Origin of the sequence: Bradyrhizobium sp. DN3, from assembly GCF_041357655.1 — a bacterium.
Lineage (GTDB): Bacteria > Pseudomonadota > Alphaproteobacteria > Rhizobiales > Xanthobacteraceae > Bradyrhizobium.
The window spans coordinates 168,592-191,908 of the sequence record NZ_JAULLN010000004.1; the positions used below are offsets into that span (position 1 = coordinate 168,592).

General features: G+C 58.0%; 19 protein-coding genes. 6 read left to right on the plus strand and 13 right to left on the minus strand.

Annotation, left to right across the window (positions count from 1 at the left end; genetic code table 11):
* The first annotated feature begins 174 nt into the window (after positions 1–174).
* A complete protein-coding gene (locus AAE027_RS08105; RefSeq protein WP_370986143.1) occupies positions 175–417 on the plus strand; it encodes a hypothetical protein in 243 nt (80 codons plus the stop codon).
* 67 nt (positions 418–484) lie between these two features.
* On the opposite strand, the gene AAE027_RS08110 is transcribed toward AAE027_RS08105, so the two are convergent.
* Both AAE027_RS08110 and AAE027_RS08115 read right to left on the minus strand, forming a co-directional pair.
* Positions 485–940 (minus strand): hypothetical protein, encoded by a 456-nt coding sequence (locus tag AAE027_RS08110; RefSeq protein WP_370986144.1) that lies wholly within the window; start codon positions 938–940, stop codon positions 485–487.
* A 9-nt stretch (positions 941–949) separates the two neighbouring features.
* Positions 950–1,456, minus strand: coding sequence for a gamma-glutamylcyclotransferase (locus AAE027_RS08115; RefSeq protein WP_370986145.1), 507 nt, complete (start codon positions 1,454–1,456; stop codon positions 950–952).
* A 321-nt stretch (positions 1,457–1,777) separates the two neighbouring features.
* On the opposite strand from AAE027_RS08115, the gene AAE027_RS08120 reads away from it, so the two are divergent.
* A complete protein-coding gene (locus tag AAE027_RS08120) occupies positions 1,778–2,341 on the plus strand; it encodes a hypothetical protein (protein WP_370986146.1) in 564 nt (187 codons plus the stop codon).
* A gap of 207 nt (positions 2,342–2,548) precedes the next feature.
* On the opposite strand, the gene AAE027_RS08125 is transcribed toward AAE027_RS08120, so the two are convergent.
* From AAE027_RS08125 to AAE027_RS08170, 10 genes are all read right to left on the minus strand, one after another.
* Entirely contained in the window at positions 2,549–3,148 is a 600-nt protein-coding gene (locus AAE027_RS08125) for a DUF3800 domain-containing protein (protein WP_370986147.1), read from the minus strand.
* 17 nt (positions 3,149–3,165) lie between these two features.
* Positions 3,166–3,603, minus strand: coding sequence for a hypothetical protein (locus AAE027_RS08130; protein WP_370986148.1), 438 nt, complete (start codon positions 3,601–3,603; stop codon positions 3,166–3,168).
* Positions 3,604–3,611: 8 nt separating this feature from the next.
* A complete protein-coding gene (locus tag AAE027_RS08135) occupies positions 3,612–3,932 on the minus strand; it encodes a helix-turn-helix domain-containing protein (protein ID WP_370986149.1) in 321 nt (106 codons plus the stop codon).
* A gap of 91 nt (positions 3,933–4,023) precedes the next feature.
* The gene (locus AAE027_RS08140) at positions 4,024–10,179 is read right to left on the minus strand and encodes an HTH domain-containing protein (protein ID WP_370986150.1); all 6,156 of its coding nucleotides are present in this window, start codon (positions 10,177–10,179) and stop codon (positions 4,024–4,026) included.
* A 362-nt stretch (positions 10,180–10,541) separates the two neighbouring features.
* Positions 10,542–10,778 (minus strand): tyrosine-type recombinase/integrase, encoded by a 237-nt coding sequence (locus tag AAE027_RS08145; protein WP_370986151.1) that lies wholly within the window; start codon positions 10,776–10,778, stop codon positions 10,542–10,544.
* Between the two features lie 875 nt (positions 10,779–11,653).
* Positions 11,654–12,985, minus strand: coding sequence for a tyrosine-type recombinase/integrase (locus AAE027_RS08150; RefSeq protein ID WP_370986152.1), 1,332 nt, complete (start codon positions 12,983–12,985; stop codon positions 11,654–11,656).
* A gap of 578 nt (positions 12,986–13,563) precedes the next feature.
* On the minus strand, positions 13,564–14,403 hold the full coding sequence (locus AAE027_RS08155) for a universal stress protein (RefSeq protein ID WP_370986153.1): 840 nt from the start codon (positions 14,401–14,403) through the stop codon (positions 13,564–13,566).
* Positions 14,404–14,527: 124 nt separating this feature from the next.
* Complete coding sequence (locus AAE027_RS08160) at positions 14,528–14,917, minus strand: response regulator (RefSeq protein WP_370986154.1); 390 nt, start codon at positions 14,915–14,917, stop codon at positions 14,528–14,530.
* The gene (locus tag AAE027_RS08165) at positions 14,914–17,955 is read right to left on the minus strand and encodes a GAF domain-containing protein (RefSeq protein WP_370986502.1); all 3,042 of its coding nucleotides are present in this window, start codon (positions 17,953–17,955) and stop codon (positions 14,914–14,916) included. Before AAE027_RS08165 ends, AAE027_RS08160 begins: the two co-directional genes overlap by 4 nt.
* Positions 17,956–18,362: 407 nt before the next feature.
* Positions 18,363–19,262: a LysR family transcriptional regulator gene (locus tag AAE027_RS08170; protein WP_370986155.1), complete on the minus strand. Its 900-nt coding sequence runs from the start codon at positions 19,260–19,262 to the stop codon at positions 18,363–18,365.
* A 208-nt stretch (positions 19,263–19,470) separates the two neighbouring features.
* Between AAE027_RS08170 and AAE027_RS08175 the strand changes: the two genes are divergently transcribed.
* The 4 genes from AAE027_RS08175 (at position 19,471) to AAE027_RS08190 (ending at position 22,789) form a co-directional block, all read left to right on the plus strand.
* Positions 19,471–20,679: an arabinose transporter gene (locus AAE027_RS08175; RefSeq protein ID WP_370986156.1), complete on the plus strand. Its 1,209-nt coding sequence runs from the start codon at positions 19,471–19,473 to the stop codon at positions 20,677–20,679.
* Positions 20,676–21,452 (plus strand): carboxymuconolactone decarboxylase family protein, encoded by a 777-nt coding sequence (locus AAE027_RS08180; RefSeq protein ID WP_370986157.1) that lies wholly within the window; start codon positions 20,676–20,678, stop codon positions 21,450–21,452. The genes AAE027_RS08175 and AAE027_RS08180 overlap by 4 nt, the downstream gene beginning before the upstream one ends.
* Before the next feature lie 121 nt (positions 21,453–21,573).
* Positions 21,574–21,969 (plus strand): (R)-mandelonitrile lyase, encoded by a 396-nt coding sequence (locus AAE027_RS08185; protein ID WP_370986503.1) that lies wholly within the window; start codon positions 21,574–21,576, stop codon positions 21,967–21,969.
* A 46-nt stretch (positions 21,970–22,015) separates the two neighbouring features.
* Positions 22,016–22,789 carry an SDR family NAD(P)-dependent oxidoreductase gene (locus tag AAE027_RS08190; protein ID WP_370986158.1) on the plus strand — a complete coding sequence of 258 codons (774 nt, stop codon included), beginning with the start codon at positions 22,016–22,018 and terminating at the stop codon, positions 22,787–22,789.
* A gap of 26 nt (positions 22,790–22,815) precedes the next feature.
* Here AAE027_RS08190 and greA read toward each other — a convergent pair whose 3' ends face one another.
* Entirely contained in the window at positions 22,816–23,298 is a 483-nt protein-coding gene (greA, locus tag AAE027_RS08195) for a transcription elongation factor GreA (protein WP_370986159.1), read from the minus strand.
* Positions 23,299–23,317: the final 19 nt, after the last annotated feature.

A 23,317-nucleotide genomic window follows, 5' to 3' on the forward strand; every position in this document is an offset into this window, starting at 1 on the left:
GGCCTGGAGAGCTTGAGATCGATGCGGCAGAGGCCGCGGTTGTTCGCCAGAGCTTCCTGCCGCTAACCCATCATCCTGTTTGGCAAGGTTCTGGATCTGCCGTCCATCAGCCTCCAGCTTCTCAAATCCACTCCGCAACACCTTAAGAACATCGTTGGTGGTGTCGCAAATCTCTTGGCAGAGGCGGTCTTTGGTGAGGATGCCGCCAAAGTAAGTGGCGTACGTTGCGAACATGGCGTCCACCATCTGGCTGCCAATATTTTCTGCCGAAGCGCCCTTTCCGCCTCCCTCCTTGATGCAACGAAGGGCGATGACGTAGCCCGCCACAGCAAAGCGAAACAGAAAGGCATTCGGGAGAGTTTTGAAATCAGGCAGCTTTTTGAAGTAGTGGTGTGTAGCAACCAGCCAGAGGACTAATTTGAAGATGTGGTCTGTTATCTTGCTAAACAGCTCGGGAGTTATCGGCCCCCCTTCCGTAAAATCTTCAACTCTGCCTCAGTGTAGTTTTTTGCATGCTCAGCCAGTTTCCCGTAAACGTTTCCTGGTTTTTGACAATCGTCTGAAGGTCGCTCACGGCGGCTTCGCATTTGCCTTTCAACTGCTTCTGTAACAGTTGGTCGCCGTCCTTCGCTCCCTCTACCTTGTCGCAGAACGTCTTGAAAAAGGCTGTCTGGTTCTTGTCGACCAGCCGCCGCTGCAGCCCTCGGCTTCGGCGTCGTGAACGGAGCCCGGCCACAGAGTATGTCGGCTTCAATACCTTGATCTGCTTGGCGCGCTCAGCGCAGATCGCAAGCTGATCTGAAATTCCCGTTGCATCGCCGATCTTCAGTGTCTCCAGGATTGCAAAGTCGGGGATGACGGCGACATTAGTCGATTCGGATAGATACTCCTTCAACTCGTCCGACTTGAGGCTGTTCGTATCGATAACTATCCGCTTCAAGTGTTACCCCTATTCTTGGGCTAGAATTGCTTTCCAAAGTTCGGTAACGGCTGCGTCCTCCAGCCCCGCCGCTCGCAGCCCCTCGAAATTCCGCTTCACGTAGTCGACTGCGCTTCCACTTGTGCCGCTCGCCTTGCGGACAAGCGCGGCTAATTCGGCAAAGCTTTTCGACCGGTCATACAAGTTGCGGCCGTCGTAGATATAAGTCAGAGCCTCCACAGCCCGTCCATCAGCCAATTCCACAGGAAGCGACGTTGGCAGACAGGCTTCTCTTTTACGCAAATATGATAGGAGAGCTGTCGAGGATTGCTCGTCGCCCAAGAATTCAAAGGCAACGCCTTCACATCTCTCACCTAGTGCCCGCTCCAGATTCAGCTCAGTGCCCCAATTCACGACCGATTTTTTGTTAAACGCTCGCCGATAGCCGTGAAGCGTCCCCCGTTGGTGGCTCAGACATCCGAACTCTGATTGCCAGCCGTCAAACGTGAGCGAGCCAAAGCCGAATACCCAGATCACAATCTAGATCCTCCCTTTTATTGCAACCATTGCGTACAGCCTGAACGATGCCGCTGTGGATGTAACGGATGCGCCACTTGGATTGACTGACAACCTGACGTAATTTAAGCACATGGAAAATCAACTTATTGTTGTTATTGATTACGAAAGTCCACCGCGAGCGGAAGACGTTGGCGCACTATTTTCAGCGCTCGCGAAGGACTACAAGACCGTCTCAAGAGGCCGGGCACTTGTGATCGCCTCCATCGAACGCGGATCAATCATTGCCACGCTGGTGGATTGGGCTTTTCAGGCCCTCCCTACGTCAAGGCGTCGGTTGAGATGGCAAAAGGAGCCAAAGCCCTTGCGGACTTCGCGAAGCTGCTGAAAGACAGTATTACCGCTGTGAAGTCGCCCAACCAGGCAAAATCACTGCCTCCTATCGCAGGTAAACGCTCTGTTCATCGCACCATGAGGGCGATGGCCAAGACCGCCGCAGAAAACCATTGCGATATCCGCCTCAAGCATACCGAAGCAGACGGAGAAACATTGGAAGTGGAAATTACAGCCCGCCAGGCGGTCGAAGTTCAACAGGTGCTTGATCCGCCGAGAGCCGTTCAGGAGCACGCCGCGTTAGCTGGACCTCTTCCGGCTGCGCAATTACCGGCCGTAAGCGAAGCAATCGGCCGTCTCTATGGCCCTGGCGCTCAGGCATACTCGGCATCGGAAGCCCAAACTATCGCAGATTCGCTCTTCGATGTTCTTGAAAGCGCGGGACTTATCGAGATCATTCCCCAGCTCATCACGGACCTTCGTCTGAAAGGGTCGTTTACTCTGGCCGAGGCGTTGGAAACCAAGCTGAATGAGCGAAGGGGAAAACATGGGCCTTCATTGACGACGACTTAAGGATAAAGCGAGCGGCACCAATGCCATCTTTTTGGCATTGGTGATGGCCAGCCCTCCGCAACGCGAACGGACCGCGTCAAGGGTGGCTCCGCCGCTCGTCTCGACCCTTCATGCGGTCCGGGCGCGGTGCGATGTTCCTGCACCCGAGTATGTCATCTCGCGTAGGCCCCGTTAGGAAAACGGAGGAAGAGGTCGAGTTTGTCGATGTCATGCACACTGGCAACATGATGGAGGAATGCAATATTTTTCCGCATGTGAAGCGGAGATCATGCCTGAGAGGAGCTGTGCATTCTCCAGACTTGGCCCCACCAAGGCTGCTCGATCTGCCGCGACTTCCTCCGGACCGGTGTTCGTGAAGTAGGTATGCATCTTGCCCATCACACCAACAATAACGTCAGAGATCTGAAGGCCTGGCTCGTCCTTGGAATCAGCAAACCGGAAGTTCGTAACCGGCTTTCCATTGCTGGTGAGGGGTGCTTTCAGCAGACGCTCGCGAACGATTTTCTCCATGTCGAAGATATGGGCGAAGTTTTTGAAGATTGCGATCCGCCCTTGGAAGAACGTGCTGAACTCGTCAATGAACAGGTTAGGCGGGTACCCTTCAATGAAATCCAGGCTCGCCAGGGCCCGTCCTGCCTTCAGCACACTTTTCAAAACCATTGCGTTGAAGTCGGGCAGCACGCCACTGTTTCGTTCGACGATCTCGATCAGCTTGTCGAGGAAGGGTCTTCGGCCCTCGGGAGCCAAGCCCGGATATCCGAAGGCGTGAAACAACTGGATCGTCGTTGCCAGATCGCAGCGCAGCACAGCGACCAGATCGCTTTTTAGCAGGGCTGGTGCTGCGCAAGCGAAGGCACAATCGAATCGATGAGGTCTGCCACGGACCAGTAGAACGGATCGAGCTGGTGATAATGGATCATCAACCCATTCTCGGAGACCCATCTAAGAAACGTCGTCAGCTGCCGCGAACGCAGGACGTCAAGAAAACCGCCCTTGGCCACGTGCGCCAACTTGATTTCGGGGGCTGATTTCTGGATACGAATCGCCTCTCGGAGCGATTGAATCTCAAGCGGTCTCGGCTCGCCTTGATGCACGATGCCACCCAGGACAAACACCTTCAGCTCGGCAACGTTCAAGCCACCCACATCGATATATAACTTGCGGATGTTGTTGGTCTCATCGTGATAAAACGTATAACGGCCGTCGGCTTTGGTCAGGCCATGTAACCGTATTTGAGCGTCGCGAAGTTCATCAATATCCATTTACGCTCTTAGGCAGCAGCTCGTGAGGATGCACGACGAACAGGCTTGTGGCGGATAACCACGTCCACCCGATAGTTAAGCCGGTCTGGGCATCGAACAATTCTGTCGATCGAGAACTTACCTACGCGACCCGTGACCAAGGCGGACACATCGGGCTGTTTGAGGCCCAGCAGCTCTGCAGCCTTTGTTTGAGTAAGCTTCCGACGTTTGATGATAGCGCGAAGCTCCCGGATAAGCTTAGCTTTGAGGAGTTCTTCTTCGGGATTGGCAAAGCCAAGGTCAGCGAAGATATTTTCGCTGCCAACGGTTGCTTTCACAGCCTTGCTCATTTCTTTGCTCCTTTTGCAGGCTGATTCAAGTCCAACACCATGTAGTCTATCGGGCAGAAGGTCACCGGCTCATACAAAGCGATCGGCTCAACTATGCAGATGTACCATTCGGGCTAGTCAGATCAAGAAGCGCAATGGCTCGTCCGAGAGACGCGATAAACCTTGGTTCGCGCCTGTGTAACAGCTCCAAGGTAAGTCGGACCGTCTCAGTAGCAGCCACCGGCGTGCGGTATGCAAAACTAGCCACCGCATCGCCTATAGCCTCAAAATAGCGCTGCCTCTCTTCGTACGCAGCGCTCGCTCTTAAAGCCACGAGCACGAGACCCAAGATATCTCCAGCGGTCGATTGTGGCGTAACCAGACGCAAGCATCTCTCTACGACGGCTTGTGCTAATTTCTCACTCCTGGTGGTTGCGGCGACGTAAGCGCAGCAACGAAGGACCCGTACCGTAAATGGGCCACCGGGCAGATCTGAGTCGGATCGCTCCAGGAGCTTTAATACGTCGCTCGAAATCGGCTTACCAATCGCCCCCGTATGGGCGATCGTCTCTAGTCCGGCCGCGTCTTTGAATGATTTCCTTCGGCGCACAATCGATTTCAGTCGAGCATACACCTTCTTTTGCTGGTCAGTTATAACCTGCGGAACGAAATCATCCATGGGCCCCGCGTAGAATGCGAGCATCATAGATTGGAGGCTCTCGGTCTCCGCCTTGATGAGCTTGACCCAACTCTTAGGCCGCTTTGCTTCCGCGAGCATATTGAGCGTGTTGAAGCAACGACCGATGAGTTCATGCTTCATGTATTCTGGATCAATCCACTCGGAATCCCAACGAGGGGCTTCGGCCACGTCGACGATCCCGAACCAAGTGTAAGACGGTCCAAGCTCCTTGATTGCCCAATTCAAGAAGTCAGAGGTCCTACTCATTCCACCTAAAGCATTCGTCAGGACGCCTGCGTGAGTAAGCGATGCAAGTCGGAACCAATGCAGCGGCGCGGACCTGTCCTTAATGATCCTGCGCAAGCGAACAATCGAAACCACAGCACAGGCTGCGAACAGTTCGCATCGCTGTCGTAACCAGTCCTTGTCTCCAAAGATCCTTTCCAGAAACCTCAATCCAAGCTGCGCCGCTCCGCTCTCACCTGCAGCGACCTTGATCGCACACAGCTCGAACCCGAAGATCAGCGAGAACGGATCGCCAGCCTCAAGGAGCATCTCGACCTCCTTGAGAGGTCGCTTGGACAAGATCGCGTCAGGGAGGAGTCCTCGGCTAAGACCAGTGAATGCAAGACGCCGCAGGCCCGAACGCCCTTTACGCAATAAGTGGGCTCGATGCTCCTCCAACGGACCCGCCACATAAGCGGGAAAGTCGGAAGTGGCGGCTAGCGGTCCGACTAGTCTTTCGAAATAAGCCAGCTCATCTGGCACCATGTTGTCCGGATTTAGGTTCTGCGGTCGAACGAAAACCTCGGTCAATGTTTCTGGGGTGGCCCTCAGTGCCTCCGCCAGATCACCGTACTCCTCATCCGTTAAAGCGCGGGACGTGACTATAGCACTCCAGCGCTTTTCTTCGGGTGCCGTAAGCGGCCGGGAAGTAAGCAATCGACGTAGCGCCCCTGCGCGAACACTCTTGCTCTCGCTAAGAAGCGCAGCGTCGGGCACATCGAATTGTAGATTATCGAAGGAAAGACCCACAACCCCGGAAGACTTGAGGCTCAGCTTGACTTTCGTTTCGTCTTTATCGGCAAACTTGAGCGAGAACGTCTTTCGCCCTTTGAGACCAGCGCGCAGACATTTGTTAAAGCTAACCAAGTCGACCGAGTGCGCACCGTTGATGGTGAGCATGGTTTGCGCTTTCAGCTTAAGTGCCTTCTTCGCTATTTCGTTCGAAGCGACCTCTTTGCGCATTGTCTCAGAAAGTGACCGTAAGACATGCAGTCGAAGAGCCTTGCGCACCTCGGGAGGCGCTTCTTCAGCTTCCGTCAGACGATCCAAATAGTTTGCATATACCTGGAATGCCTTATCCCATAGCCATGGGAAGTCCATTCGGATCGGCGCTGCAAGGCGGCCCTCAATCCATGTACTGTATGGCTTTTGCCGCTCCTCCTCAAGATAAGGCGTGGCAAGAAGCATTCCGACTTGTCCTGCTGACTTCTGAGTAGCACTCGTCCACGCCTCGTCATTTGTAGGATCGACGCACCACGCCAGTGGATCGGGCAGAAGTCTAAGCAACCAATCCGCCTGTGTTACGGTCTCAGGAGAAATTGTTTGCTCACCCCATATGGCGCGAAGCGTTTGGAAGACAGCCAGACGCGATTGGTCAAGCCACGACATCTCTGCATCTAAAAACATACGGCTGCGGAGTGAGATCGTAAGGTTTCCTCGCATCTCTCGAAGTTCGGGAGTCTCTTCCAAACGATCGTTCTGGATACGCGCTCGCAGCAACTCGGTCTTCAGGGCATTGGGTTCAATAGGTACTAGGGCGTATCCGGCAACGCGCAAACGATGGAAAAGATCAAACCTCTGATGCTCTGAAAGTACAGTACGGCTATTGAGCGCGGCAATTACGTCGATAGTCGTGGCACAGACCACGCGCCGCTTTCCATCTTCCCAAAACAGCTCTTTGTTGAGAAATCTATCGTCACAGATCACAGCATCTATATCTGTGAGATCGGTCAAAATATCGATGGAGGGAAATGCTGCGCTTGGACCTCCATCCCCTGCTTCATCGTCATCGGTGGTGCCCGCTAATCGACGACCCGTGAACCTGATGGATGTTCCTTTTTCGATAGCCGCATGAAGTGCGGCGCGTATGCGGTCTACCGCGAGCCCTAGTTCGGCAGATAAATCGGCGCCTTGTAGGATGGCCTCGCAATCCGATTCCACCTCACTGGAGACGTAGACCTCCGACACGTTGGAAGTGAGCTTATCCAACAATCCGACGTGGTGAAGGTAAGTCACGGAAAGCTGGTCAAGATAAACGATGCTGTTCGCGTCCAGAGACGTTCCGTTAGTCCAACCTTGGTCGACTTGATTGAGGTAGGCCGTCGCATTCCGAGCTGTCGGGCTGTCGACCTTTGCCGACAGCAGGTTCATAACCGCTTGCGTGTCAGCAAGGATTCCGTCGTAATCGTCGAGACTGACAGTCTCTTCCATGAAAGATCGCAGTTTATATACTGGCGCACTTCTGACGACTTTCGCACCAGTGGCACGCGCCGTATCCAAGAGCAACTGAAGCTCGGGATCAATATCCAAGCTCGCTGGAGCGGTAGTCTGCTCTCGCTTAAGCAGCTTGAGCCGCCCCTTGCTAATAAGCTCCTTGATGTATTTGGCCTTCGCGACCTGGGACGGCTGACGAAACCGTATAAATTGCTTGTCGAAAAACAGCGAGCTTAGAGTGGATGGCGCAACGACGATCTGATCAAAGGAACCCAAGGTCTTTTGCAGGATACCCAGGAAGTCGAGTGTAAAAAGCGAGGTTACATCAAGCGCGATGGACCGCACTCCAGATAGATCGACACGAGGCCGCGCACCTGAGAACGCCATCAGCGGATATTTGAACTTCGCGTCCGCCCCTGTTGAGTTCCGCAGAGCAAGACCAAGAAACGCTTCTATGGGTTGTCGATTGAGGGAGCGGGCTGCTAGGTAGAGCGGCATGCGTGCTTGCCGCAGCTCCTGGTTGACTGCATCAATCCGTTTATTCCACCCCGAAGACCTGCGCACGATCTCCTTCATCGACATGGACTGAATTGGCCCCTTCTCTCCCGAAAGCTCAACGGCCTTCTGGAACCATTCATGCGCTCGAGATTCTTGATATTCTTCACCGCGATCGACGGAGAGTTGATAGGCCATGAGGTAGGGTTCTGGCGCGTCGGGACTCTTCGCGATAGCGGCATCTCGAAATGTATCCACGTACGGGCTATCCGTCTCAAAAGCCAAACGAGCCAACCGAATCAAGTCCTTGGTTTCCAGCTCGCTTATTCTCTTTGTTTCCTGGGCTAATATGGTCGCGAGGTAACCCCAGTCTCCTGTCTCTACGGCTGTGTTAATCGCGAGCTCTCGGTCAAAGGAATCATTACGGGTACCACGCAGCTCGCGAGCGATCGTCCGAGCCTCCATCAATCTTCCTAGGCTAAAGCATGACCATCCCTTCCAGGCTGCGAACTCCGCTTGCATTTCGTAGAGTTGAGGAAGCTCCTCACACAGAGAAACAAGCTCGGCATACTTGCGTTTGGCATATAAGGCCTGCAAAGCAAGCGAGAAGTCCTCGACCCTTTTGGTCTCACGTGCAAGGATCGGCGCATACACCGCGAGCTGATCCTCATTCTTTTGCGAGAAAAGAACCGAGACGAGAGCTCGCAGATAATGTGTCTGGCCTTCCGTCTCATAAAGCTTGCGGTATCGATCGGCCTCGCTCCCCTCCTCAATGGATTGAAGATTGGCAAGAAGGTGCTTGGCCTCTTCATCATCGACATGACCGCTCTTGCGGTGAGCTTCGATTTGTTTACGGGCATCCTTGAATCGGCCAAGCCTAGATAGCGCCTCGACCTCGATGCCCGCGAGGGACGCTGGATCAAGTTGCGGCTTTGCAAAAATCTCGGTTCGATACTGGTCGAAGAAATCTGCAAGAGCTGGCCCGTTCTCATCATAGAGTGCTAGCAGGAAAACGGCGAAGCGCTCATCGTCGGTCCAGTCACCGATTTGCTTCTGCGCTATAAGGTGGCGACGCAGTGCTTCCTTATTGAAAGGAATGCCGTAGGCGAACGCCAAACGCACGCGCCAAAGAGTCTTCTTTTGGTCTTTGATGTCCTCTGCAACCGCGGTCTGCGCTTCGGCACGAGTGCTGGGATCTTCGAGCTTAAGCCAAAGGATTAGCTCGTCGAGATATGGCTTCAGCTTTACAAGCCGTAATCCGTCAGCCTCAGCATGGAGAAGCTCAAAATCTTGGCGAGCATTGGTAAGCTTTGCCAAGCTGACGCTATCGTTCGCGATCTGGAGATGCTTGGGATTAAGAGGAAGACCGTTAAAGACCAATCCTTTCTGATCGGCTGGAAGGACCGCTGCTAAACGAAGATTCCCTCTGAACGAGTAGAGCGCTGGGCATTCAGAAAAGAAAGATGCTGGAAAGCTCTCAGCCTGTTCAAGAGCCTTTTGATACTGACCAACTTCTCTCCGTTTTATCAGCACGTTCAGCCACCCTAGGGGGAGGAGATCATTCAGCTGGAATGCGGAGTCATCCACCCATTGCAAGGCGGCGTCCGAGCCATCTCGCCTCACGAGGAGGTTAAAAATCGCTGCACGTGCATCCGGCAGGTCCAGCTTTCTTAAGCTTTGCAGAGCTTTCGCTGTACTTCCCTCCACATCGAGAAGGAGAGCTTCGTACAATCTCACATCGAGGCGATGGTTGAGCTTAAGCGCGTCGGCATGAAAGGCCTTTGCCTCTTCAACCGTCTCTGCATCTAGGTGAGCGCGTGCCGACCGCTCCAATATATCTGCCCGCAGATCTGCGTTGGCTAGGGCTAGATCACCATCGATGCCCCTCTGCGCAAGCAAGCTGAGTTCTTTTTTTATGTTGGCTTCAAAGAAAGCTCGACGCCCTTGAATGCGCGCCGACTCAGATCTTAACTCCTCATTTGCGTATGACGTCGGAAGCTGGGTTGGCTGAAAGGTCGTCTGCTGCTTGATAATCCGTTCAAGCTTCTCGATTTGATCAGCAGTTGCCTGCCTCCGCTGATTGTGTTGGATGCCCTTGAGCGCCTTTTGGTTGGCTTCGAAAGCTGGGCTCCAGCCCGGATCGAAAGCGTTCTTCGCCTCAAGATCTTCATTGATGCGTTCTTCAAGGACCCCCCAACCCCACACTTCGATGCGGATCTTCCGCCCTTTAGCTCTTTGTTGCTTGGATAGTGTTTGAGCTAACTGATCGAGCTTCGTATCGTTCGGTGCAGAAGTTACGATGAAGTATTCTGCTAGCGCAGGCTTATACTTCAGTGCTTTGCGAACTTCCTCACGGACCTCGGCTGCGGTTAACTTTTCCTTCGGCCCTTTTAGCTTGCATTGTATACCCACGAGGTAGCGTAGGTCACCATCGCGGTAGCCAACGACATCAACGCCGTCCTGCCCCTGCCCTCTTCGGCCTAGCCGTTTAACGCCTGGGTCCTTCAAAATGCCTTTGAAAAGAACGACTGTCTTCGTCTCAAAGTCGGTATCGTTCTTCGGAATCCTAATGTGTGTCGGCTCGAACCCTCCCATGATCGCCCTTAAGCCCACTTCATATTATTTTATTGCCCTACGGTCGCGCTTTGCGTGTCGACCAGCATCTCTGCATCTTAGCAGAAGTACGCAGCTTAAATAATTGGCAGAGAAGTATTTCCACGATTTTCGCACACCCACTAATCAAAGGTGCCGAGATCGGACGTGTAGGAAGTTAAGCAACAACAGCTTAGAAAGTGCGCCTTCGCGCAAAAAGGCGAGCCGGTACCGGCTCGTAAGAAGAGCCCCTCCGGGCTCTAAGTGCGTGCCCAGCTTGGCCCGCTAAGCGTCAGTATCCCTGGTTTCTAAGGCTTTAAAAGCGGAGGGATTCATAGGAATATCGGCCTCACTTGCATGGCCGTCTAGAGTACCTGCCGCAGCGTCACGATTTCATCGTGAATGGTGCTGCGTGCCGGTGCCTTCCCCGTCTTCGAGGTTGCGATCCGGTGCACTCTATATTCCTGCGCCTTGCCCGGCGTGATCTCAGATAATCCCATCTCGCCGAAGAACGGCAACAGGTGGAGGCGCAGCCGTATGCCATACCCCTCGATCCATCGCTTGCTGCGATGGCCCTCGGTGATCACCTCGTATTCTTTCAAGAACTGCTCGGCCGCCTGCTTGAAGGACTTTTCATTCTTCTTAAGGAGGCCCGCCTTGGACTTGCCGCGCAGGCAAGAAACCAGTCTTCTGCGTATTGCTTCGCGAGGACGAGGTCGTCCTCGCGAGTGGAGGCGCGATATTGGCGGCCTTCGATTGAAGCGGAGCAGTGCCAGGCGCGGCCGTCGCCGCGCCGGTAAATCTGAACAAGGCTTCCAAGGATTCAGTGCCGAGCCATCTCGCACCTCCTCAACTCAGGATAGCGCGGAACCGGCCGCCAGTCGAACCGATGTGCTAGGGCATTTACGAAAAATTAAAGGGTTAGGCACTTTCATAACCCTTTGTATTACATCATAAATTTGGTGCAGGGATACGATTTGAACCTATGACCTTCAGGTTATGAGGCAGAAGGTCGGAATGAAGCAAAAAGAGATCAATCGAATCGGTTCGTCCTTTTTGTACGCCACAGCCACCCAGCAGCCATACCTGCGCTCTTGATTTCTTTCTTGCTAGAGCAGGCTACGATCTTATTGCCTCAGACCCATCGCGATTCTGGACCGAGGCATGAGCGGCAAGGACGAAAAGACTCCGAACGGGACGCTGGGGTCGCCAAGTAGTCGGAAGATGCCGCATGCCATGAAGCGCCATCGCAAGAACCGTGGCATGCCGCCGCCCGCGACCTTTGATATCGATGTGCTACCGGGCAGCTCTAATTTGACGGCATTAGAGGCGGCCGCGGTCATCCGGCGCACACCCGGAGCGCTGGAGCTGTGGCGGCGCCATCCGAACCACCCGCTGAAATGGCGTTACGTCGACGGCCGGCCACTTTATCGTGTTGATGCGGTGCGTGACTATCTGGCCAAGTGTGACAAAACCCCTAAGACGCCTCAACCGCATAATGCTCACGGAGACGCCCGAGGAGCTCGGCCTTGATCGGGTCAAGCGGATTCGTCCGCTGCAGGCGCACGATTTTGCCGACGCGTTTCGCGCCGACCAACTCCGCAATGTAGTCGTGAGCCGCTTCGAACGCCATCTTGCGGATGATCCACTGTTCGTCGTGATTGTAGACCTGATCGATTCCGCTTGGCTTTTGCCCAACACACAGCCGCTGGATTTGGTTGTCGTAGCCACAGCGTGACATGATGGTGCGCAAGCTGCGCCTTAAGTCATGCATGGTGAACTTGGCGACGCTCGCTTCCTTGACCAGTCGCTTGACCATCTTGGTGAAGCCGGACATCTGGCCGCCGGTCTTTGGTGACGGGAAGACATAGTCGGAAGTTGCCCGCTGGAAATGTTTCGCGGCCGTGAGCACCTCGTCAACCAGGTGAGTGCGCGGCACATCGTGGTGCAGCCCCATCTTGGTCCACGCCGCATCGAAGGTGATCCGGTCATCCATGATGTGCTTTCGCCACTCGATCATGGTAGGCTCGCTGCGGCGCGGGCCGCCGAGCAGGCACATGCGTGCCAGGAGACCGAAAGCCCCGAGCTTGCCGGATGCATCCCAGACCTTGATGATTTCCTCATCGGTCAGCGCGCGGCCCTTCGTTCGGCGTCCGACCCTTTGCGCGCGGGTTTCCTTGGGCGCGCGATAGCCGGCGAGCACGTTGTGCTCGACATAGCCCTCGCCGACGCACCATTCGAGCAAGGTATGCACGTGCTTGCGCAGGTCCTTGGCTGCACCGCGCTTACCGGTCTTGGCAATCTTGTCGACCGCAGCCATGATCTGTCGCCGCGTCAGGTCCCCCACGCCGCTCTCGGCGTGATCCTTGAGCCCGCGCCTCAGCGCTGACATTGCTGGCTTCCAGTTGACGACTTGACGTTCGATCAAGGACGTCTGGTAGGGACCATCTTCAACAATGAGCGTCGCGAGCGTGGTGCGCTGCTTCTCGGCTGCCTGTTGCCGCCTCGCCTCGCGCTTCGCATCGTTCGGGTCCAAGCCCTTGACGACCTCGCCTGCGGCGATGGTGGCAGCCTTGCGCGCGGCCTTCTCATTATATTTGGGCCACGCGCCGAGGGTCTTGCGCTGGGTCCCCCTCACCCCCGGCTTGGTGAAGAGGTAGACCCAGGTCCGGCCGCCGGTGGCGCGCATGCGCAAGGCGAGGCCGGGCAGCTTGTCGTCGTGGAGATAATGCTGCGCCTTGCCGGGCGGCAGCGTTGCGTTGCGGATCACCGTATCGGTGAGTGTCAGCTGGTTGGCCGGCCCCGTCATGATTCCTTCCCTCTCTCTGTGCCCGGCGTCCCCCCGCAAGAAGGGCGGTCAGCCCTCGAGCTGAACCGGGCCTCAGACTTTCTCCTTGCCGTGTGCCCGCGCAGGGAGGATCCACAGACCCAAACAGAACCGGGTCTTAGACCTCCCCCGTTTTTGTGCCCCAAGGGAAAATCCACGGCGGGCACAACGGGGGCATACAAAATGTAGCAAGGTCACCTATGGGCTCTTATGGCCGAGTAAGGCCATAACCACTACCAATTAAAGGAGTTTTTATATCTCAAGTATGGCCGGATTTGGTTGGCTCTGGTCTACCGGTTGTGGTTCACACGGGAGAGGTCCAAGGTTCGATCCCTTGTGCGCCCACCATTTTTCTTCCATCCAGTTTCGAGCGATCGCGGCCGCCTGACGGCCCACTCGCGGCTGTCCGGACCCGTCTCATCAAAAAAATGAAAAAACAACCCCATGCACAGTAGCGGACGCGAGCGGAAACAATGGGTTACGCATTTTCCGAATTTCGGTTGACACGTCGGGCAAAACACGGGCAGGATGGCATGATCCGGAGAGGCCTGCGTGCGGCTCTAATGAGCCATCAGGACAGGCAGGTCCGCATGCTCCATGATATAGCTGGTCGCCCCGCCGAATATCATTTGCCGCAACCTGGTGCGGGTGAAGGCTCCCTTGATCAGGAGATCGCAGCCTTGAGCCCTGGCGGCATCGAGGACCGCCTCTCCGGTCTCGCGATTCTCCAGTCCAACCCTCGTCACATGGGCTGCAATGTCATTGTACCGCAATTGCTCGACGATCCGATCGGCAGATGGTCCTGGTACCCCCTGGCCGCCAATGACGGTTAGGACCGATACCCTTTCGGCCACACGGAGCAACGGCATGGCAAATGCGTTTGCCCGAGCTTGCTCGGTACTACCATTCCAGTGGATCATGATATTTGTCGCGATACTTCTTGGTGCATTCGATGGCGTCAGTAGGACGGGCCTGCCGCTCTCAAACAGCGCGGATTCAATCGCGCGACGGTGAGGGCTCGGAGCATCAATGTCAGACCGTGCCATCACGATCAGATCGAAAGCGCGCCCATAACTTCCGACAACGTCTTCGCCCTCCGGCGCGGTCTCCAGCCAGCCGAAGCATGGTCCACGCGATCCCGCAGTGGCTCGAGGAATATCGTGCTTCAACATGAATGCTTCGAAAAAGTTGCGCATGTCGTTCAATTCGGCTTCGGTCTTAACTTGATACGAATCTAAAAGGACGCCGGTGGCCAATTCCGCGGCTACATATTGAGGCATGCCGAAGCGGAGTGGAAAGCCTTCGATATAGGCGCCGGAACGTTGCGCGAGGCCTACGACGACATCGAGCGTGGATGTCATCATCGAAATATTTCGAAGCGGGACCAAGAGCGTCTTCATTTTGAACCCCCGGTGTTTTCGGTGAACATTGACGCAGGATGCCTAATTTCACTTAGGACGGCGCCTAGGAGATTACACCTTGCGAGCCGTTCCGGTTTGTCATCGACCACGAGAATGGTTGCAGTCATGCCGCTTGCTCGAGCCTTGTATCGATCTCCTGGCGCAGCGCCGCGAAATCAATAGGTTTGGTCAACAGGTCGGCCGCGCCGTTCTCCAGCGCTTTGCGCTTGGTCTCGGCGTCACCGTAGGCTGTGATCATGATGACCGGAACATCGGGGCGGGCCGAGCGCACGATAGATAGCATCTCCAGCCCGCTCATTCCGGGCATGTTGATATCAGACAGGATCAGGATCAGGGTGGCCTCCTCAATCTCGACTGCACGCCGCAGGGCCGCCGGTGCCGACGGGGCAAACTCCATGAGGAAACGACCGGCGCGCAGATCACGTCGGAACTGCTGGCGGAATAGCGCCTCGACGTCGGGCTCGTCGTCGACGACCATGATATAAACGCTCAACTTCTGCCTCCGGTCTGCAATGGTGCCGCCAGCGTGCGCGGCAGCGTAATGATGAACTCTGTATAATCGCCAGCCTCGGTCTCGACCTCGATGCTGCCGCCGTGTTGCTTCACAATGATGTCGTGGCAGATTGAAAGGCCAAGCCCGGTACCTTCGCCTGCGGGCTTGGTGGTGAAGAATGGATTGAATATTTTCTCTCTCACGTCGGCCGGGATGCCCGCGCCATTATCGCGAATCCGGATTTCGACGGCGCCGCCGAGATTTGTGGTCGTCGCGCGCAGCCTTGGCTCGAAGCCGCCACCGGCGGCGTCCTTTTGCTTGCTAGCCGCGTAGAATCCATTTGAAATGAGGTTGAGGAACACCCGCGTGATTTCCTGCGGATACAGGTCGAGCGCCCCCGCACTGGGATCGAGATTCCTTTCAAGCTTGATGTTGAAACCTGCCTTTTCAGCGCGCGCGCCGTGATAGGCAAGGTTGAGACTTTCCTCAACGATGGCGTTGATATCAGCCGAACGGCGCTCGCCAGAACCCTCGCGCGAGTGCAGAAGCATATTCTTGACGATGGAATCAGCGCGCTTTCCGTGCTGCACGATCTTTTCCAGGTTGCCTTGTAGCATGCGTATCAGCGCGTCGATGTCCTGCCTTGCTGCATCGCCGAGGGCGGCTGAGCGCAGCCCGTCGCCGAGCTCGTCAATCAGCTCGGAGGAAAGCGCAGCAAAATTATTGACGAAATTGAGCGGGTTCTTGATTTCATGTGCAATGCCGGCGGTGAGTTGCCCGAGTGAGGCGAGCTTCTCGGTCTGGATCAACCGATCCTGCGTGTTTCGCAATTCCTCGAGCGATTGCGACAGCTCCATCGTGCGCTCGCGCAGTTCATTCAGCAGGCGTGCATTCTCGATCGCGATCACAGCCTGATGCGCAAAATTGGACACGAGCTCGATCTGTTTGTCCGTGAAGGGCTTAACTTCCTGGCGGAAGATCGTGATGGTGCCGATCAGCTCGTCTTCCCTAAGCATGGGCACGATGACGAGGGTCCTTGCGCCAGCAAGATCGGCAAGCGCGCGAACGTTCGGGTTGCCTTCGACGTAGGGCGGCTGAGTTCTGATGTCGTCGATATGAACCGTCTGATGAGTTTTCTCGACGGTGCCGAGCCCGCTTGCGGGATGTGGGCGAATGCTCTGGTGCAGCCGGGTCTCAACATAAGCTGGCGGCGCGTTGTGCAATGCGACCGTACGAAAGCCGCCTTCCTCGTAGAGATTCATAGTGCCGAAGCCGGCGCCGCAGATCCGTGTCGCATTCTCCAGCATCTTGTGGAAGACCGGAGTCAGTGCGCCCGACGAAGCGCTTATGATTTCCAGCACCTCCGACGTTGCGGTCTGCCGCTCCAGCGATTCGTTCAATTGTTCGAACAGACGCGCGTTGCCGATGGCGATAACGGCCTGATCTGCAAAAGTTTGGAGCAGGTTGATCTGCTTCTCGCCGAATGGACGAACCTCGGTGCGACGGAGCACGATCGCACCCATGCTCTCGCCTTCGCGCAACAGTGGCACGCTTAGAACGGTCCGAACGTTGGAGCGAAGCGCATATTCTCGTCCTGTCGGGAATTCGTCCCCTTCGGGCCCAAGCAGGTCGTGCACGTGAACGGTGCGGCGGTCGCTGATGGCCCGGCCGCTGGGCGATTGCACACTGATCGATCGTCGGCTCCACACCACGGGAACTTGTCCATGGTGCGCCTGGACCACGATGTCGTCGCCGTCCCTCAGAACGACTAGCGCATCATATGCCTCGCAAAGCCCGCATGCGCTTTCCACAATCGCTTCGAGCGCCGGACCGACTTCAGTCGGCGAGGAAGCGATAACCCTCAGGATATTGGCGCTGCCGGTCTGGTACGTCAGCGCCTCGGACAGATCCCGCGTCCTGCTTTGCAATTGTTCGAAGAGCCGTACATTCTCGATGGCGATCACGGCCTGGTCGGCAAAGGTGGCGACGAGCTCGATCTGCTTTTCCGTGAAAGGCTGCACGCGCTTGCGAGCGATCACGATCGCGCCGATCGGCTCATTCTCGCGCAGGAGGGGAACACCGAGCGCCGTGCGCTGACCAGCCATGGTAGTCGACTCGCGCAGGCCGTATTCGGGATCGGCAGCGACGTCGAGGACCTGCACCGGACGGCGCTCGAGTACGGCCCGACCTGTGACCGTGCTCCGTCCGGGGATAATGGGGTGAGCTTGCAGAAACTCGCTGTATTCCGCGGAAAACCCGACCGCGGCACCGGCGTGATATTCATCACCTTCGCGGCGCATGATGAACGCCATCTCCGCTTCGCACAGCCGTGCCGCCGAATCGACCAGCGTGTTGAGCACGGTTTGCAGGTCGAAGGTCGAGCGGCTGATCACCTTCAGCACATCGGCCGTCGCGGTTTGCTGTTGGAGCGATTCGGCGAGATCGCGCGTCTTCGCCTGGACCTCATCGAATAGCCGGACATTCTCTATGGCGATGACGGCCTGATCGGCGAAGGTCTGCAGAAGCTGCACATGATGTGGAGCGAAGGTGCCAGGCTCGACTCGCGTGACGCTGATCATGCCGATCACCACGCCGCCGGTCGTGAGCGGAACGAACAGCATGCTGCGAAAGCCGCGGGCGCGCGCGATAAATTTGATTTCGTTCGTCAGCGCCTCAGTGTCGGGGGTCGGTACCACCTTACCCGCCTGTGTTCTTGCGAAACTCTCAAAATCGGCAATCGACCTCGGAAACATGTTCTGCAAAGCCGCATCGGCGGCAGGATTCGTCGGCGTGAATGCCGCCAGATGGGCCATGCCGTCGATGAAACGGAATACGGTCGTCGAAAAGCCGCCGAGCAAGGCATTGGCCCGCCTCGCGATTGCATCGAATACCGGCTTCACCTCCGATGGCGAACTGGCAATGATCTTGAGAATGTCCGCGGTGGCGCTCTCACGATCTTGTGCGGCGCGCAATTCGGCCAGCAGCCGTGCGTTCTCTTGCTGCAAATCCGCCACCACGTCCTGAGGAAGCGCGGCCATCATGAAAATCCACGTCGCCAGCCGGTTCGGGGTCGACGTCAAAATCTGATCAAGAAACCGTCGGGAATTATTCCACTGTCAGGTGCTTCCGACCAGACTTATCGTTAGTTGATTTTCAATCGACTACGCGTCAATTCGCCTCCGCGATCGACCGAACCGGCGAGTTCCACCAACTGCCTCTGCCGTCGACTTCCTTCGTGCGGCATGGTGGCAGGCCTTGACGAGCCGCTGGACCCAAGTGCTGCGCTAAGTGCGGCGCCCGCAAGATCCCGGCAACCGGCGTGCAACCATGACCGCACCGTCACCGATGCAACCACCGAGCTGGAGGGAAGCTCTGGCGCAAAGCAGTATCCTTCGGACATCGCAAAGCGGCATCCTTCGGACATGAAGTCCCGGGTCATGCCGTTCTACCTGCCGCGATATCGGAGCGCTTCCACGAGCAGCGAGAACGCCGGTGAAGGCTGGCGCCGACTGGGATAGTAGAGATGGTATCCCGAGAACGGCGGGCACCAATCCGAGAGCACGCGGACCAGGCGGCCCTGGGACAGGTAGGGCTGGACATGTCCCTCGGTGAGGTAGGCAAGGCCCAAACCTTTCAACGCTCCGTCCAGTAGAAGGCCCGCGCTGTTGAACACGAGCTGGCCCTCCACCCGCACATTGAGCTCCCGCCCGTTCTTTTCGAATTCCCAGGCGTAGAGGCTGCCGCCGTGCGTCGGCAGGCGAAGGTTGAGGCAATTGTGGTGAGTCAGATCCTGCGGTGTCTTCGGTCGCTTGCGTTCGGCGAAGTATGAGGGTGACCCGACGACCGCCATGCGGAGGTCGGGGCTGACGCGCACGGCGATCATGTCCTTGGTGACGAGCTCGCCGGGGCGGATGCCCGCATCAACCTGCTGCGCCACGATGTTGGTGAGCCCGTAGTCGATGATCACCTCGACATGGATATCCGGGTACTTGGGCAGGATCTTTCGGAGCGCCGGCAGCAGGATCTCGGCGGCGGCAAACTCCGTCGCCGTCAGCCGGATGGTTCCGGCAGGCTTTTCGCGCAATTCGCTGAGCGCAGCGAGATCGGCATCCATCTCGGTGAACTTCGGGCCGACGCTGAGGAACAGCCGTTCTCCGGCCTGGGTCGGCGTGACGCTCCGCGTCGTCCGGTTCAACAATCGCACGCCGAGCCGCTCCTCCAGATTCCGGATGATCTGACTGAGCGCGGATTGCGTCATGCCGAGCTTTGCCGCAGCGCGCGTGAAGCTGCGCTCCCTCGCCACTGCGAGGAAGGCGAGGAGATCGCTGGCATCATCTCGATTCATTCATAAGCTCGGCTAATGACCGCATTCGAAATCTATCACCTAATCGGTAAGCTGCGGAAGTCTTAGGTTCAGATCAGCCATCGAGCGGCAGGACGGCTCCAGAACGAAGGCGAGGATCCATGACAGAAGCAATCGAGCTCCCGAACGTCGTCAGCGATGCGCAAGACGCCGATCGCCTGCGCCGATGCAGCACGAGCTCTGAGCTCGCATGTCGGTAACAGCCATTCGAGAGGCCGCTGCGCCGCGCGGCGTCGCCAACCTGATGCCGATCATGGCGGTGGTGTTCGTTGCCTTCCTGGTCATCGGCGTCGCGATGCCGGTCCTTCCGCTTCATGTCCACGATGGATTGGGCCTGGGTACCTTCGTGGTCGGCCTCGTCGCCGGCAGCCAGTTCGCCGCTTCGCTGATCTCGCGGCCGTGGGCTGGCCACTTCTCGGATCGAAGCGGAGCGAAGCGCGGCGTGATTGTCGGCCTGCTCGCTGCCGCGGCCTCCGGACTGCTTTATCTGGCTTCTCTCGGCTTCGCCAACACCCCGCTGGCGTCAGTCTCCATACTGCTGCTCGGCCGTGGCCTGCTTGGCGCGGCCGAGAGTTTCATCATCACCGCTGCGGTGAGCTGGGGACTGGCGCTCGCCGATTCCGGCAGCACCGGCAAGGTCATCGCCTGGGTCGGCTCGGCGATGTTTGCAGCCTTCGCGATCGGCGCGCCCGCGGGATCCGCGCTCTACGCCGCCTACGGCTTCGCGGCGATCGCGACCGCCGCTGCGGTTGCGCCGTTACTGACGCTCCTGCTCGTCGTCCGGCTCCCCGCGGTCCCTCCCCTCCACCACCAGGCCCACACCTCCTTCGCCGAGGTGTTCGGTGCCGTCTGGCTCCCGGGCTTGGGCTCGGCACTCGGCAGCGTCGGCTTCGGCGCGGTCACCACATTCGCCGCGTTGTTGTTCGCGAACCGCGGATGGGCCAACGGATGGCTGGCCTATTCCGCTTACGCCATCGCCTTCATCCTGGCGCGGGTGTTCTTCAGTCATGTGGCCGATGTGCTCGGCGGAGCAAAGGTCGCGCTGGTCTGTGCGGGAATCGAAGCTGCGGGCCAGGCGCTGATCTGGCTTGCCGTCCGGCCCGAGATGGCGCTCGCCGGCGCCGCGCTCACCGGCTTCGGCTTCTCGCTGGTCTATCCGGGCTTCGGCGTCGAAGCCGTGCGCAGCGTTCCCATGCAGAGCCGCGGGCTCGCCATGGGCGCGTACACGGCGTTCCTGGATCTCGCGCAAGGGCTCGCGAGTCCGGCACTCGGATTGATCGCGACCGGCGCGCGACTGAACGTCGTATTTCTCGTCAGCGCCGTGACCGTGCTCTCTGCCGCCCTGGTGGCGCTGTGGCTGATGGCGCACCCGACAAGCTTGGAAGGAACCCCGTCATGAGGATGCTCGCGACCTTGCTTTCATTGTGTCTGTTCGCCGGCGCTGCCGCCGGACAGACGTCCATCGCAGGAGTAAATCCAATGCCAAAGCCGGAAGACGTCCGCGCCGTCGCTCCCGCCCTCGAAGGCTATGCGCAAAAATTCGTTCTCGGCGATCTGTGGAAACGACCGGGGCTGTCGCGGCGGGATCGCAGCATCGTCACCGTCGCCGCGCTGATCGCGCGCGATCAAACCGTCGAGCTGCCCTCCTATTTGGCACTCGCGCTCGACACTGGCGTGAAGCCGTCGGAGATATCGGAGATCATCACGCATCTGGCCTTCTACACCGGCTGGGCGAACGCGATGGATGCGATCCCGGCTGCGAGGGAGGTGTTCCAAAGCCGCAACATCGGAGCCGATCAGCTGCCGGCGGCCTCGGGGCCGCAGCTGCCGCTCGATGAGACCGCGGAGAAGCAGCGGGCGACGCGGGTTACAGAGCAGTTCGGGCAAATCACGCCAAGCCTGGTCCAGTACACGACGGACGTGCTGTTCCGGGATCTCTGGCTCAGGCCGGCGCTGGCGCCGCGCGACCGCAGCCTGGTCACCGTGAGCGCTCTCATCGCGACCGGCCAAGGCGCGCAGATCACCTATCACCTGAACCGCGCGATGAACAATGGGTTGACGCGGGAGGAAACCGGCGAAGTGCTCGGCCATCTCGCCTTCTACGCCGGCTGGCCCAACGCATTCTCCGCAGCGCCAGTGATCAAGGACGTCATCGAGAAGCGTCCGCGCTGAGCGGAGACACACCGTGATCACACGACGGGACGTACTCATCGCCGGCAGCGCCGCCGCCACTCTCGGAATTCAGAGGGTGCAGGCGCGCGCGTCCGAAGCACAGAAGGAGGCTCAAATGGAAATCGACATCAAGAGAAACGGGTCTCGGCCCTCGCAGAAGGGCTCCCAAGACTGGTTTACCGGCAGCGTCCGCATCGATCCGCTGTTTCAGGCGCAGGATCCGGCTCGCACTGGGGCCGGCCAAGTCACGTTCGAGCCAGGTGCCCGGACTGCCTGGCACACGCATCCACTCGGGCAGACGCTGATCATCACGGCCGGACTCGGCTGGGTTCAGCGCGAGGGCGGCCCGATCGAGGAAGTCCGCCCCGGCGACGTCGTTTGGTTCCCGCCCGGACTGAAGCACTGGCATGGAGCTTCGCCCACGACGGCGATGACCCACATCGCAATCCAGGAGTCCTCCGGCGGCAAGAACGTGGATTGGCTGGAGAAGGTGAGCGACGAGCAATATCGGAAGTGATGCGCAGGCGCTGTAGAGTACGTCCAGAAATCCGGAGAAACAGCGCATGGCGATCGTATTCATCACGGGCAGCACGGACGGTCTCGGCCGAGCGGCGGCACAATCACTCCTCGATCAAGGTCACCGCGTGGTGCTGCACGCACGATCGGTCGATCGCGCCGCGGCGCTTGGCGTGCTCAGGTCGCGTGCCGCCGGAATGGTGGTCGGCGATCTCAGAAGTGCGGCTGAGACGAAGAGCATCGCGGACCAGGTCAATGCGATCGGCCGCATGGATGCGATCATCCACAACGCCGGCGTCTACACCCAGCGGAGCCGCGGCTCGACTCCGGAAGGCCATGCGAGCACGCTGGCGATCAACACTCTTGCGCCGTACATGCTGACGGCACTGATCGAGCGGCCCAGCCGATTGATCTATCTCAGCAGCGGGCTGCACCGCGGCGGAGAGGGCTCGCTGGATGACCTCGACTGGAACAGACGCGCTTGGGATTCTGCAAAGGCCTACGCCGAGAGCAAGCTGCACGTGGTCGCCCTGGCATTCGCGCTGGCGCGGCGCTGGCCCAACGTCCTCAGCAACGCCGTCGATCCCGGATGGGTGCGTACGAAGATGGGTGGTGCGAGCGCCCCGGTCGATCTCGACACCGGACAACGGACTCAGACCTGGCTGGCGGTGAGCGAGGATTCCGCGGCCCTGGTCAGCGGGCGCTACTGGCATCACCTGCGGCAGGAGGAGCCAGCCGATGAGGCGACGGACTCGGGATTTCAGGAGGATCTCATCGCAAAACTGGGCAAGCTGACGGGCGTTGAGCTCCCGCAGGTCTAGGCGGGGGCCGATAGACGATGCGCTCGCTACGCGATCGATAGAATCTCGATCTCCTGGTTGCCCGAACCAACGACGTCGCCGACCGCCTTCCCCATCAACGACCTCGCAACCGGCGAGACGAAGGAGATCGAACCGGCCTTCGGATCGGCTTCGTCCTCGCCGACGATGCGATAGATTTGCACGCGGCCATCGGCGCGGCTGAAGGTCACCGTGCTGCCGAAGGCGACGATATCGGTCGAGGTCGGATCGGGAACGACCTGCGCCGTGCGCAGCCTTTCCGTCAGATAGCGGGCATCGCGCAAGGGCACGGCCGATTGCCGCCGCTTCTCGTTGACGTCCTCGATGGCTTGCGCGGCTTCATAGGCCGCGCGCGCCTCGGCAAGCTGAGCCTGCAATAACTGCAAGCCTTTTTCCGTCACGAGGTTTGGATGCGGCGAGATCGGGCGATCCGGCAACAGCGTCTCGGACGCGGTTTCGGCGCTTTCTTCCTTGGTAAAGGCGACGCTCAATTTCAAAATCCTGTCGAAC

Coding starts and splice junctions, on each gene's coding strand:
- AAE027_RS08135 (WP_370986149.1), bottom strand. CDS start 3,932: ATGAGCAAGGCTGTGAAAGCAACCGTTGGCAGCGAAAATATCTTCGCT.
- AAE027_RS08170 (WP_370986155.1), bottom strand. CDS start 19,262: ATGAATCGAGATGATGCCAGCGATCTCCTCGCCTTCCTCGCAGTGGCG.
- AAE027_RS08130 (WP_370986148.1), bottom strand. CDS start 3,603: ATGGATATTGATGAACTTCGCGACGCTCAAATACGGTTACATGGCCTG.
- AAE027_RS08120 (WP_370986146.1), top strand. CDS start 1,778: ATGGCAAAAGGAGCCAAAGCCCTTGCGGACTTCGCGAAGCTGCTGAAA.
- AAE027_RS08140 (WP_370986150.1), bottom strand. CDS start 10,179: ATGGGAGGGTTCGAGCCGACACACATTAGGATTCCGAAGAACGATACC.
- AAE027_RS08190 (WP_370986158.1), top strand. CDS start 22,016: ATGGCGATCGTATTCATCACGGGCAGCACGGACGGTCTCGGCCGAGCG.
- AAE027_RS08165 (WP_370986502.1), bottom strand. CDS start 17,955: ATGGCCGCGCTTCCTCAGGACGTGGTGGCGGATTTGCAGCAAGAGAAC.
- AAE027_RS08155 (WP_370986153.1), bottom strand. CDS start 14,403: ATGAAGACGCTCTTGGTCCCGCTTCGAAATATTTCGATGATGACATCC.
- AAE027_RS08150 (WP_370986152.1), bottom strand. CDS start 12,985: ATGACGGGGCCGGCCAACCAGCTGACACTCACCGATACGGTGATCCGC.
- AAE027_RS08175 (WP_370986156.1), top strand. CDS start 19,471: ATGTCGGTAACAGCCATTCGAGAGGCCGCTGCGCCGCGCGGCGTCGCC.
- AAE027_RS08180 (WP_370986157.1), top strand. CDS start 20,676: ATGAGGATGCTCGCGACCTTGCTTTCATTGTGTCTGTTCGCCGGCGCT.